At 71.3% G+C, this 12,334-nt stretch carries 12 protein-coding genes; 7 read left to right on the top strand and 5 right to left on the bottom strand.

Annotated features, from left to right (window positions below; translation table 11 throughout):
- Positions 1 to 79: 79 nt before the first annotated feature.
- The gene (locus ACQPWW_RS20300; RefSeq protein ID WP_433124702.1) at positions 80 to 454 is read left to right on the top strand and encodes an effector-associated constant component EACC1; all 375 of its coding nucleotides are present in this window, start codon (positions 80 to 82) and stop codon (positions 452 to 454) included.
- Positions 455 to 486: 32 nt separating this feature from the next.
- Here the strand turns inward: ACQPWW_RS20300 and ACQPWW_RS20295 are convergent, their stop codons facing one another.
- From ACQPWW_RS20295 to ACQPWW_RS20285, 3 genes are all read right to left on the bottom strand, one after another.
- Positions 487 to 1,812 (bottom strand): glycoside hydrolase family 18 protein, encoded by a 1,326-nt coding sequence (locus ACQPWW_RS20295; RefSeq protein ID WP_433124700.1) that lies wholly within the window; start codon positions 1,810 to 1,812, stop codon positions 487 to 489.
- Between the two features lie 105 nt (positions 1,813 to 1,917).
- The gene (locus ACQPWW_RS20290; RefSeq protein WP_433124698.1) at positions 1,918 to 2,337 is read right to left on the bottom strand and encodes a PPOX class F420-dependent oxidoreductase; all 420 of its coding nucleotides are present in this window, start codon (positions 2,335 to 2,337) and stop codon (positions 1,918 to 1,920) included.
- 143 nt (positions 2,338 to 2,480) lie between these two features.
- A complete protein-coding gene (locus ACQPWW_RS20285) occupies positions 2,481 to 2,933 on the bottom strand; it encodes a pyridoxamine 5'-phosphate oxidase family protein (protein WP_433124696.1) in 453 nt (150 codons plus the stop codon).
- A gap of 143 nt (positions 2,934 to 3,076) precedes the next feature.
- On the opposite strand from ACQPWW_RS20285, the gene ACQPWW_RS20280 reads away from it, so the two are divergent.
- Positions 3,077 to 3,970: an NAD-dependent epimerase/dehydratase family protein gene (locus tag ACQPWW_RS20280; RefSeq protein WP_433124694.1), complete on the top strand. Its 894-nt coding sequence runs from the start codon at positions 3,077 to 3,079 to the stop codon at positions 3,968 to 3,970.
- Between the two features lie 6 nt (positions 3,971 to 3,976).
- Here ACQPWW_RS20280 and ACQPWW_RS20275 read toward each other — a convergent pair whose 3' ends face one another.
- Together ACQPWW_RS20275 and ACQPWW_RS20270 are read right to left on the bottom strand one after the other, a co-directional pair.
- The gene (locus tag ACQPWW_RS20275) at positions 3,977 to 5,086 is read right to left on the bottom strand and encodes a glycoside hydrolase family protein (RefSeq protein WP_433124693.1); all 1,110 of its coding nucleotides are present in this window, start codon (positions 5,084 to 5,086) and stop codon (positions 3,977 to 3,979) included.
- A 132-nt stretch (positions 5,087 to 5,218) separates the two neighbouring features.
- Entirely contained in the window at positions 5,219 to 6,181 is a 963-nt protein-coding gene (locus ACQPWW_RS20270; protein ID WP_433124692.1) for an AraC family transcriptional regulator, read from the bottom strand.
- A gap of 204 nt (positions 6,182 to 6,385) precedes the next feature.
- Between ACQPWW_RS20270 and ACQPWW_RS20265 the strand changes: the two genes are divergently transcribed.
- From ACQPWW_RS20265 to araD, 5 genes are all read left to right on the top strand, one after another.
- The gene (locus ACQPWW_RS20265; RefSeq protein WP_433124690.1) at positions 6,386 to 7,960 is read left to right on the top strand and encodes a flavin-containing monooxygenase; all 1,575 of its coding nucleotides are present in this window, start codon (positions 6,386 to 6,388) and stop codon (positions 7,958 to 7,960) included.
- Positions 7,961 to 8,097: 137 nt separating this feature from the next.
- Positions 8,098 to 9,297 (top strand): low temperature requirement protein A, encoded by a 1,200-nt coding sequence (locus ACQPWW_RS20260; protein WP_433124689.1) that lies wholly within the window; start codon positions 8,098 to 8,100, stop codon positions 9,295 to 9,297.
- A 158-nt stretch (positions 9,298 to 9,455) separates the two neighbouring features.
- Entirely contained in the window at positions 9,456 to 10,352 is an 897-nt protein-coding gene (locus ACQPWW_RS20255; RefSeq protein ID WP_433124688.1) for an acetyltransferase, read from the top strand.
- Between the two features lie 75 nt (positions 10,353 to 10,427).
- Positions 10,428 to 11,414, top strand: a complete 987-nt coding sequence (locus ACQPWW_RS20250) for an alpha/beta hydrolase (RefSeq protein ID WP_433124687.1) — start codon at positions 10,428 to 10,430, stop codon at positions 11,412 to 11,414.
- Positions 11,415 to 11,613: 199 nt separating this feature from the next.
- A complete protein-coding gene (gene araD / locus ACQPWW_RS20245; RefSeq protein WP_433124686.1) occupies positions 11,614 to 12,315 on the top strand; it encodes an L-ribulose-5-phosphate 4-epimerase AraD in 702 nt (233 codons plus the stop codon).
- Positions 12,316 to 12,334 lie beyond the last annotated feature (19 nt).

Here is a 12,334-nt window from a genome sequence, read left to right as displayed (position 1 = left end):
CGACTACACGGCGTGCCGGCTCCGACGCGGAGTGGCAGGATGACGACAGGTGCTTGTTGTCGTCTGAGGAGGAGGACACATGCCAGAGATGATCACGCTCTCGGTCCATCCGGACCTACCGTCCGCCGATGCTCGGCGCTCTCTGGCGTCCTGGTTGCGCGCCGAGGACAGGCTGCGCGACGGGGTGGCGTCGACGCCGGCCGGTGAGACGTCGACCGACGGCACGGACCCGCTGAGGGTGGCGGTCGACGGCGCGGGCGCCGCCATGGTGCTGGTACAGGCCATCGCCGGCTGGCTTGTCCACCGCCGCGAGGACGTGACGGTGCGGCTTGCACGGCCCGACGGGTGGACGGCCGACGTGGACATCCGCCAGGCGCGGGACATGGACCAGGTGACAGCGCTCATCGAGGCCGCGGTGCGCGCGGTCACCCCCGAAAAGGAGCGGCTCCCCTGATCACGTGATCAGGGGAGCCGCGTGCGGTAGCGCTAATGGGTTGTCAGGCCCAGGTTGATCGTTCTGGTCAGCGTGGCGTTGTCGTCGTCTCCGTCCAGTGACCAGATCATCGCGCCGGCCAGACCGGCCCGACGGATGTAGAGCGTCTTCTGCAACACGACCGCCGGATCGTCGTACGTCCAGAACGTCGTACCGTCGAACAACCAGGCGTGCCCGGCGCGGAGGTCGCGGTGCACTGTGTAGCCGTTGTCGGCCAGGGTCTTGAGCTGCTTGTAGTCCTCGTAGCCCGCCTCGAAGGTGGCCGGCGCGGGCCCGGTGGCCGGTTGGAAGAGGCCGTTGCCGCCGCCGGTGACGCCGGTCCAGCCCCGGCCGTAGTACGGGATGCCGAGAACGAGTTTGTCGCGCGGCGCGCCGCGGGCGATCCAGCCGTCGATGGCCACCTCGACGGAGAAGTCGGGGTTGTCCGGCGATCCCGCCGGTACGCGCAGCGCCGACTGCTGGTTGGCCACCGCCTCCCAGCCGCCGTGGAAGTCGTACCCCTGCACGGTGGCGAAGTCGAGGTACTTGAAGATCTTGCGGCCCTCGTAGCCGGCGTCCATGGTGGCCGGGTTGGCGGGCAGGAACGCGGTCAGCGGGTGGTGCGACCGGGTCGTGCGCCCGTACGCGTCGAGCTGCCGGCGGAACTCGGCGAGCAGCTTGGTGAAGTTCTCCCGGTCCTCCGGGCGGATGACGTTGCCGGGCTCACCCGCCCAGTTGGGCCACTCCCAGTCGAGGTCGACGCCGTCGAAGACGCCGGCTGCGGCGCCCGGGCTGCCGGGGAGGTTGCCCTTGAGGTACAGGTCGATGCAGGACGCGACGAACGCCTTGCGGGAGGCGTCGGTGCGGGCCGCGTTCGAGAAGTACGTCGACCAGCTCCAGCCGCCCAGCGAGATCAGCACCTTCAGGTCGGGGTGCCTGGCCTTCAGCTTGGCGAGTTGCCCGAAGTTGCCGTTGAGCGCCTGGCCCGGGGCGTCCGCGACGCCGTCGACGCTCTCCTCCGCCGGGACGGGCCGCTGGTAGTCGGCCCAGGCGTCGCCCTCGCCCGGCCCGCCGTCCAGGTAGCAGCGGCCGTCCTCGCTGACGTTGCCGAAGGCGTAGTTGACGTGGGTGAGGCGGCTCGCCGCCCCGGAGGTGTCGAGCTTCTTGACCGGGAAGGCCCGCCCGTAGATGCCCCACTGGGTGAAATAGCCGACCCGGTGGTAGCCGGCCCGGCGCTGCTGGTGCTCGCCGGCGCTGGCGGCGGAGGGCGGGGTGGCGGTGATCAGCAGGGTCGCCAGGGCGACGACGGCGGTGACACGGCGGTGGCGGAGTTGTCGCATCGGCACACTCCCACGACGGGTGGAGCACGATTAGTAAAGACACTTATCTGATTGATGAAGTTAAGCCGACCACACTCCACCGTCAAGAGTCGACCGCCCGCACTGTCAGCCGACCTGGTCGTTGTCCTTGAGCGAACCCCAGCCGTGCCACCGGTCGATCTCGATCAGGGCGCTGACCCGGGCCCGCTCCCGCCGCGGGTACGCGTTGCCCGTGTAGTGCAGGGACAACCGGTCGATGTCGGCCAGGTCCTCGTCGGCGCGCAGTTCGCCGACGTGCCCCACGATGCTCACGTGGGTGTACCAGCCGGCCTCGTCGAGCACGGTCAGGGACACCCGCGGGTCGTTGCGGATGTGCTGCAACCGGCGGCGGCTCTCGTCCAGGTTCACCAGGATCCGGCCGTCCTCCCACAGGTACCAGGTGGCGGCGGACACCGGCTGACCACCGTTGCGAAGCGTGGTCATCACGGCCGGGTTCGGCTTCCGGAGCATGGCGATCGCGGCCTCGGGAAGCGGTGGCTTGGACATGCAGTCTCCTCGTCGCGTCAGCGTTTACCCCTGCACGTTACGCACCCGCCGGTCGCGATCATGGTTGGACGCGCATGTCCATCGCGGGAACTGCCCGATGTGGCGGGCGAGTCCCGGTGGCAGCTCCCCGGCGCGCCGGGTGGTCAGCCGAGCCAGCGGCCGTCGCGCATGAGGACACGTCCCCGCAGCTCGTTCGCCTCACGCCAGGCCTGGACGCGTCGCGGCCGGATCAGGAAGTACTGGTACGGCTCGTCCAGCGCGCTGGGGTCGAAGCCGGTCTGGGTCGCGAACCTCTCACTCACCTCGGGGCCGAGGTCGGCGATGTCCACCGGCTCGGCAACACCGTCGACGATGACGACGTCGCGCGTCGGCCCGAGGCTGAGTCGTACCCGGCCGTCCGCCAGCAGGTTGCGGCTCGTGATCGAGGCCCGCGGCGTCGAGACGAGAAACGTGCTCCCGTCCCAGAGGAACGAGAGGGGGATGAGGTGCACGCCGTCCGGGACGCCCGACGTCGCGACCCAGAGGTCGATGTCGGTCTCCAGCCTGGCGCGCGTGTCCCGCAGCCTCTGTTCAAGCCCCCGCGGAGTCTCCGCCATGCTTCCTCCAGTCACCTCGGTGCCGCCGACGAGCACGCTACCCGTGGACAGGTGACCGGTGCCGTGGGTGAGTGCGGACGCCCACCCAGGCCGGCTCGGCACCCGCGTGCGGGTCCCCGTCCACCTCCGGAGAGGATGTCGTCATGACCAACTCCGCACTGCCCAGGCGTGTCGTCGTCACCGGTGCCACCGGCAAGCTCGGCCGTGCCGTGGTCGCCCACCTGCGGGCCGTCGGCGTCGACGTGCTGGCGGTGGACCGCGCCGGTGGCCGCGACCCGCGCGCCGTGGGCGGCGAGTTCCTCCTCGTCGACCTGACCGACTACGGGCAGGTGGTGGAGGCGTTCACCGGGGGAGCCGACGAGCACGCCGGTGGTGTCGACGCGATAGTGCACCTGGCGGCGGTCCCGGCCCCCGGGCTGATGCCCAACGCGACAACGTTCGCGAACAACTCCGCCGCCACGTACAACGTCTTCGCCGCGGCCCGGGCGGCCGGGATCAAGCGGGTGGTGTGGGCGTCGAGCGAGACGGTGCTCGGGCTGCCGTTCGACACCCCGCCGCCGTACGCGCCGGTCGACGAGGAGTACGCGCCGCGGCCCGAGTCGACGTACTCGCTGAACAAGGCCCTTGAGGAGGAGATGGCGCGGCACTTCTGCCGCTGGGACCCGGAGCTGGTGATGGTGGGTCTGCGCTTCTCCAACGTGATGGATGTCGAGGACTACGCGCCGTTCCCCTCGTTCGACGCCGACCCGCGGCTACGCCGGTGGAACCTGTGGGGCTACATCGACGCCCGCGACGGCGCCCAGGCGGTCGAGCGGGCGCTCGCCCACGACCGGCCCGGCGCCGACGTCTTCATCATCGCCAACGCCGACACCGTGATGAGCCGGTCCAGCGCCAGCCTGCTGGCCGAGGTCTACCCGGGCGTCGAGGTCCGCAAGGAGTTGGGCGAGCACGAGACCCTGCTCAGCATCGACAAGGCGCGCCGGGTGCTGGGTTACGAGCCGCGCCACTCGTGGCGGGACCACGTGGACCAGAGGTAGCCGAGGTCAGCGCGCGGCCTGGTAGGCGCGGCCGACGGCGGTCGCCTCGCTGCCGGTGCGGAAGAGCCCGGTCTGGTCCCTGTCGGTGGCGGGCAGACCGAACCACGCGTACCGGTGCAGCCAGGACAGGCCGCCCAGCATCCGGGTCGCCGCGGTCAGGAACGCGGCCTGCTGTGCCTGGGTCGGAAAGCGGACGCCGTTCGAGAAGTCGATCAGGGCGAACTCGGTGAGCCAGACCGGTAGCTGGTAGCGGTCGTGCACCGCCTGGAGGTACGACCTGAGCTGGTTGACAGCGTTGGCGGTGGTGAAGTCGCCGCCGTACCAGTGCAGGGCGATGAAGTCGACGCGGTGACCGCGCTGCTTCGCCCCGGCCATGAAACGGTCGAGCCACTCGCCCGGCCGGTCACCGCCCCAGGCCACCGCCGGGCTGCCCAGCGGCAGCCCCGTCGCTTCCAGCTGCGGCCACAGCTCCAACGCCTGCTCCACTGTCATCTCCGCCTGACCCTTCAGGTCCGGCTCGTTGAACCCGAGCAGGTAGCGGCCGTTCTGCCGGGCCTTCTGCAGGTTGCTGGCGGTGACGCTCTTCGCCCCCCAGATCATCGGGACGAACTCGGCGTTCTTCGGGCTGGTGACGCCCGGGTGGGCCACGTCCCAGGTGTAGTACCAACTCGCCCCGGAGCTGGCCAGTGCCTGGCTGACCCCGTCGAAGGTCCACACGCCGACACCCTTGCGTGTCGAGGTCACGGCGGTCGCCGCCGGGGCGGCCGGACGGCCGGTCGTCGGCGTCGCCGCCGGCCTGGTCGTCGGCGTCGCTGTCACCGCCGCCGGGCTGGTCGTCGCGGCCGGCGTGGTCGCGGTGGGTGCGCTGGGCTCCGGGCTCGTCGTCGGCGGCGTGTCGAGCGCCTGCGTGGCGGCGGGAGCGGGCGTCGGCCCGGTCGGTTGCACGACGACGAACACCCCGGTCACCAGTACGGCGACCACGGCCGCCACGGCCAGGGGCCACCACAGGCGTCGAACACCGATCGGGAGGCGGCGGGACAACCCGCGTCGGGGCTCCGCGTGGACGCCCCGGGTCCCCCTCGGGGTGTCCGCCTCACCCTGGCCGGTTGCGCGCATCGTCTCGACTCCTTCGTGTGATCGCACCGCTGATCGATGCTCGGTCGGCGGGAATCCCGCCAACGCCTCACCTCAGGAGACTGACCAGCCGCGCCCGGATAACAGTTTCGACGGTGGTCGGCCGGACGACAGTCAACGGCGCAGGGTCGTGGACGGCGCCTCGCCGAACCGCGTCCGATACTCGGTCGCGAACCGACCGAGGTGCACGAACCCGTGCCGCAGCGCGACTGTCGTCACCGAGACCCCCGGCTCGGCCGCCCGCAACGATCGGTGCGCCGCGTCGAGGCGACAGGCCCGCAGGTACGCCGTCGGGGTGGTCCGCAACTCCCGCCGGAAGCAGTCCTGCAACGTGCGGACGCTCACCCGCAGCGCCTCGGCGACATCACCGACGGTCAGTGCCTCGCCGTGGTGGTCGGTGATCAGGGCGCAGGCCCGGCGGACCAGTCGCCCAGGGTTGGCGTGGTCGCCCGGCGCGGCGAGCAGGTCGGAATGGCTGTGCCGGTGGGCCAGCAACAGCTGGCCGATGAGCCCCTGCTCGAAACGGGCGGCGACCTGCGGATGGTCGAACAGGGACGCGTCCGTCGGCTGTGCCAGCTCGTCGGCGAGGAACGCCACCCCGCGTGCCCACGCCCGCGCGGTCGGCGTGGTCATGGCCATGCCGATGTCGAGGCGGACCGGATCGTCCACCGGGCGGCCCAGCAGGCGGGCGAGTTCCCGGTCGACGGCGCGCCGGTCGGCGTAGAAGATCCGATGTGGCGACCCCTCGGACCACCGCATGTCCGAGGGGTCGTACGGGGACAGGACCGAGGCGACGTCGGGCGTCGAGGTCACCGTGTGGCCGGAGTGCTCGACCACCGTGCTGCCGGCCCGGGGAATCTGGACGAGATAGAAGCTCTCCAGGGCGGGGGGCTGGATCCGTACCGTCTGCCCGTAGTCCAGGTCGATGACGCCCACGCCGCCCACCCGGCGTGCCGCCATCCGCAGCTGGACGGCGCGTACGCCCGCCTGCGGGGTGAGTCGGTGCGGACAGAAGACCTTGCCGACCTCGGCGCGGGCCTGGTCGACGTCGTCAGTGCGGACCGTCACCGCATCCATCCGGCCCCTCCCGGGCGTCCTGGTGCGCTGACCATACGGCGGGACCGGAAGAACGGTGCCGCAAAGCCGCGCACCCGACACCGAGCCGGTCGGCTGCGCGCAGCGGACACACCTCGCGCGCAGCGGATAGCGACGACCGCGGTCCGCTGGTTAGCGTGCGCTCACCACCGCTGCCGCAGTGGTCCACGCGCCTCGGAGGATGCCATGAGGATTGCCGTCGTCGGTGCCGGATTCGCCGGACTGAGCGCAGCCAAGGTGCTGCGGCAGAGCGGGTTCGACGTCACAGTGTTCGAGAAGGCCCCCGACGTCGGTGGGGTGTGGAGTCGCACCCGGCGTTATCCCGGTCTGCACACCCAGAACAACAAGGGCACCTATCACCTCTCCGACCTGCCGATGCCCGCCGACTGTCCGCAGTGGCCCTCGGGTGAGCAGGTCCAGCGGTACCTCGAGAGCTACGTGGAGAAGTTCGGGCTCGGCAGCGTGCTGCGGCTGTCCACGGAGGTTGCCTCGGCCGAGCTCATCAACGACGACACCGGGTGGCTTGTCACGTCGCGGCCGACGGGGGCCCAGGACCCGGTGACGGTGCAGCGGTACGACCACCTGGTCGTCGCCAACGGCATCTTCTCCGACCCGGTCGTGCCGTCGTTCGACGGGCACGAGGGCTTCGCCGCCGCCGGTGGGCGCGTCCTGGCCACGGGGGAGTTCCACGACGTCGAGGCGGCCCGGGGCAGGAACGTCCTCGTCGTCGGGTACGGCAAGTCGTCCTGCGACGTGGCGGTCCCGCTGAGCGATGTCGCCGCCCAGACCCACGTGGTGGCCCGGGACCTGCTCTGGAAGATGCCCCGCAAGCTCGGCGGGGCGCTCAACTACAAGTACCTGCTGCTCACCCGGATGGGTGAGGCGCTGTTCCGCTACCTCGACCTGAAGGGCTTCGAGCGGTTCCTGCACGGTCCGGGTAACGGCCTGCGCCAACGGATGGTCGACAGCGTCGGCGCGGTTGCGACCAGACAGCTCCGACTGCGTGAGCTGGGTCTGGTGCCCAGGGGCAGCTTCGAGGACATCGCCCGCAGCACTGTCAGCCTCGTCACGGAGGGCTTCTTCGAGCGGGTCGCCGACGGCCGCATCACCGTGCACCGGGAGCAGATGATCACCGAGCTGCTCGTCGGCGACGACGGCCGGCCCGCCGCCCGGCTGGCCGACGGCACTGTGCTCCCCGCGGACCTGGTGATCTGTGGCACCGGCTTCCGCCAGCACGTGCCGTTCTTCGACGACGCCCTGCACGCCCGGCTACAGGACGACGCGGGCAACTTCCAGCTCTACCGCCAGATTCTGCCGATCGGCGTGCCACGGCTGACGTTCGCCGGCTACAACTCGTCGTTCTTCAGCCCGCTCAGCGCGGAGATGGCGGCGGTGTGGACGGCCGCGTACCTGCGGGGTGGGATCGCCCTGCCCGCCGAGGACCGGATGCGCGACGAGGTGCGCGCCCGGCTGGCCTGGATGGCGGCGCGCACCAACGGGCGGCACGCCCGCGGCACGAACATCATCCCGTTCTCGATGCACAACATCGACGAGGTGCTCAACGAGCTGGGGCTCAACGTCGGTCCGCTGACCCGGGCCTGGCAGTGGCTGCTCCCCGTGGACCCGCGCTCGTACCGGCGGGTGACGGCACGAATGATCGCTCGTACCGCCGACGGGGGCGCGACGGGCGAGGGGGCGTCGGTCCGGTCCGCGGGTGGGGCTATCCGGCATAACCACGAAGACTCTCATATTTCTGGATAAAGTACGCAGACAGGAACTGGGGGGCACGGTCGGTAGGAGGGTCGGGGACGATGGCAGCGGAGCAGGTCGCCGAACACCGTCACCGCACCGGCGTGCCCGTGCCGGCGGCTGTGGCCGGCTGAGCTGTCCCGCCGTCCGTGCAGACGCGCCCCGGGTTCCTGCGTGGGCTCGGCGACAGCAGGAGCCCGGACTCGGCGACCGTCCTGGAACTGCTGTTCGACATCGTCTACGTCTTCGCGCTCGCCCGCCTCGCCGGGCGGGTGGCGGACGACCTCACCATCGTCCGACACACGCTGCTGTCGGAGGCGGGCCAGACGGTGCTGTTCTTCACGGCGATGTGGATGATCTGGTCGCTCAACGCCCTGCTGGCCAGCACCTACGACCCTCGCCGACCGGACCTCCAGGCCGTCCTGCTGGCGACGATGTTCGGCACACTGGTGCTTGCCGTCTCGTTGCCGGAGGCGTTCGGCAAGCGCGGCGTGGTGTTCTCCTGCACCTACGTCCTCATCCAGATCGGCCGACCGCTCTTCCTGACGTTCGCCCTGCGTGGCCACCCGGGTCGGGCGTTCGCGGCCCGGGTGCTGACCTGGCACACCGCCTCCGGCGTGCTCTGGATCAGTGGCGGCATCAGCGGGGGCCTCGGTCGGGGCGTCTTCTGGACCCTCGCCCTCGCCATCGAGCTCATCGGCGCTGCCACGGCCTGGCCCGTGCCGTCGTTCCGTCCGGGGTGGTTCGGCAGGACGGGGGCCGACATCTCCCACGTACACCTCGCGGAGCGGTACAACCAGTTCTTCATGATCGCGCTCGCCGAGGTGGTGCTCGAAGCCGGCGCCGCCGTCAGTTTTCCGGGCTTCACCAGGGAGGGGACCATCACCCTCGTCGCCGCCTTCGTGACGGCGGTCTCGTTCTGGCGAATCTACTTCTACCACGTCCGGTCCGGTCAGGCCGCGACCCCGGGTGGGCAGGGGATAGAGCTGTCGCGGTGGGCGAGCTACAGCCTGCTGATCATCGTCGGAGGCATCATCTGCACGGCGGTCGGCTTCGGGCAGGTCATCGAGGACCCGCACTCGCCGATCGACTGGGCCCTTGTCGTCATCATGTTCGGTGGCCCGGTGCTGTTCCTGGTCGGGCGGAGCTTCCTGGAGAGGGAGAGCCGATCCGCGCCACGCTGCCGGATGCTGTACGTCGGCGCGGCGGTGCTGGTCGTGGCGGCGCTCCCGATGGTGCTGCTCCCGCCGGTGGCCGTGGCGGCCACGGCCGCGGTGATCCTGGCCGCCATCGCCGTCTTCGACCAGAGAGCCCACCGGCGTGGGTCGGAGACCAACCCGACGCTGTGATAATCCATTGCGGCTCGACGACCGCCGCGCGTATCGTCTGCCGGCACGCCGTCGAGCTGGGAGGAGGTCAGAACAATGTCCGATGTTCTGCGCCCCCTCCGCGCTCCGGCGTCCGCGCGGATCTGATCCGGGGCGCGCGCTTCCCGGAGGCCCAACCCATGACTGATCTGGTCATCCGTCCGCTCGTCGCGGGCGAGGAAAACCTGTTCGACTCCATGCCCGATCCACTGCCCCAACTGCGCCAGGTCGCCTACGCCGACGGGATCGCCGGCGGCGGCTACCGACCCGAGACCACCTGGGTCGCCCTGCGCGCCGGCCGGGTGGTCGGCCGGGCCGCCTGGCTGCTCCCGCCGGGCGCTGTCGGAGCCCCCTGGCTGGACCGGTTCGATCTGGACGCCGAGCCGGAGGTGGGCGCCGAGTTGCTGCACGCCGCCCACGAGGCGCTGGGCGGTCCCGGCCGGTACTACGCCGCGCTGCCGGCGCACTGGCGGCGTCGGCCGGAGGTGCTTGCCGTGGTGCGGGCGCCGATGGCGGCCGCCCGGCTCGCCGGGCTGGTCGAACGGGGGGAGCGGCTCAGGTGTTCCTGGGCGGGCACCCCGCTGCCGGCGTCCTCCGGGCGCTACGACTTCCGGCGGCCCGCCGACGCAGCGGAGATCAACGCCCTGGTCGCCCGGATCGCCGAGCCGGACGTGCTGACCGGCGTCGAGATCGCGCGGGCGGTCGCCGGCGTCGACCTGGCCACCCACCCCCTGGCCTGGCTCGGCGACGCGACCGAGGAATGGCGGATCGTGCTGGATGCCGGGGAGCCGGTGGGTCTGGTCGGCACGGCCGGAGACGCCTGCTACCCGCTGCTGGCCTATCTCGGCCTGCTCGACGAGGCGGCCCGACCCGAGTTGCTGGCCGAGGCGGTCCGGGTGCTGGCCGCCGGCGGTGCCCGGGAGGTCATCGCCGACGTGGACGCCCACCAGGTGGCGGTGCTCGCGGAACTGGAACGGACCGGGTTCCGGCAGTTGCGTGCCAGGGTCGCCTTCGCGCCGCCGGACGCCCAGGAATAGCGGACCGGGGTGCGCCCTGTCACCAGGGCGCACCCCTCGGCCGGCACCGACCCGCAGCCCTGTCAGCATCGGAGCATGCCGGAGATCATCGCCCTCGTCCTCGGTGGGTTGGCGCTGGTCGTGGCGCTGGTCGCCGGGTTGTATCTCTGGCCGCTGCGTCGCCGTGGGTTACGCGTCGCGCCGTCACCCCCGCTCGACTTCGACACCGCCACCCGCGCCGCCGAGGCCATCATCGCGGCCGAGGCGGCGGATCCAGCGGTCCGGCCGGAATCACGGAGCCGCCTGCTGAGCCACGGCGGCCGTACCGGCCGGGTCGTTCTGCTGCTGCACGGGTACACCCTCGCGCCCGAGCAGTACGACGAGCTGGCCGAGGAGTTCTTCGACAGCGGGTACAACGTCTGGATTCCACGGGCGCCCCACCACGGGACCGTCGACAGGGTGGCCCACCACCGGGTCGAGGCCGAGGAGCTGACGACGTACGCCGCGCGGGCGCTGGCCGTCGCGGCGGGCCTCGGCGACGAGGTGGGCATCGTGGGGATCTCCGGCGGCGCCGTGCTGGCCACCTGGCTGGCCCAGGTGCCGGGTGACGTCGTACGGCGGCTGCTGTTGCTGTCGCCGTTCTTCGGCCCGGACCCGCGTCAGGCGCCGGCCTTCGCGGTCCGACCGCTGATCACGCTGTACGGGCGGCGCATCCTCCCGGATCGCGTCACGTCCCGCGGCTACTCACTCTCCGCCGTCACCCAGTACCTGACGATCGCGCGTAGCCTGCCGAATCCGCCGCGCCGGACCGGTCTGCGGACCGCCGCGGTCGCCATCAGCCCACTCGACGGCGTGGTCGACCTCGCCACGGCGGTGAGCGTGCCCCGCCGGATCGCCGACGCGAACGCGATCCCGCTGCGGGTCTGCACCCTGCCCGAGGCGTTGGGCGTCGGCCACAACGTGCTCAACCTCGCCGCGCTCGGCGCGGAGGGGTCCGAGCTGCGCCGGCGGTACGTCGCCCTCTACGAGGGCGGTCCGACGCCGACGCCCGAACTCACCGGCGCGGCCAGCGGCGACGAGTGAGGTGGGGCGCGCGCCGGTGCGCCGGCGTCTAAACTGCGCCGTGTCGTGCCTCGTGCGGGCGGGTCACACCGGTCCGGCACGGCTATTGACTGCGCGAAATGTTAGCGCTAACGTGCCGCGCTACCGCACCGCGCTGCGCCGGATGCCACCCCTCACCCGAAAGGCGTCACCTGCAATGAGTACGGCCGGATCAACCGACTTGCGCGCCGCAGTCCTCGCCGCGAACCGCCTCATCTCCCAGGCCGGCCTGGCCGCGCTGACGTGGGGCAACGTGAGTGGGGTCGACCGCGAGGCAGGCATCTATGTGATCAAGCCTTCCGGCGTGGCGTACGAGGACCTCACCGCCGACCTTCTGGTCCCGGTGGACTTGGAGACCGGGCAGGTCGTGGCCGGAGAGCTGCGGCCCTCCGTCGACAGCGAGACCCATCGCGCGTTCTACCTGCACTGGCCGTCCATCGGCGGAGTGACCCACACCCACTCGACGCACGCTGTCGCCTTCGCCCAGGCCGGGCGGGACGTGCCGGTGCTCGGCACCACGCACGCCGACACCTTCGCCGGCCCGATCCGGGTGACCCGGGACCTGACGGCCGACGAGTGCGCCAACGACTACGAGTTCAACACGGCTCAGGCGATCATCGAGCTGATCGGGGGAGAGGCCGAGGCGCTGGCCAACCCCGTCGCCCTCGCCGCCAACCACGGCCCCTTCACCTGGGCGAAGGACCCGCTCAAGTCGGTGGAGAACGCGATCGTCTGCGAGGCGGTCGCGGAGATGGCCCTGAAGACGCTGTCGCTGAATCCCGCGGCGGCCGCCCCGCAGTGGTTGCTGGACCGCCACTTCACCCGTAAGCACGGCGCCGGCGCCTACTACGGCAACCAGCTTCCCGAGCAGAGCCGTCCGTGACCGTCGCGCCGCGGTGACA

The sequence above is a fragment of the Micromonospora sp. CA-240977 genome (assembly GCF_050942285.1).
GTDB lineage: Bacteria > Actinomycetota > Actinomycetes > Mycobacteriales > Micromonosporaceae > Micromonospora.
The sequence above is the reverse complement of the archived record's forward strand: the minus strand, read 5'-3'. Positions and strand labels throughout refer to the sequence as shown.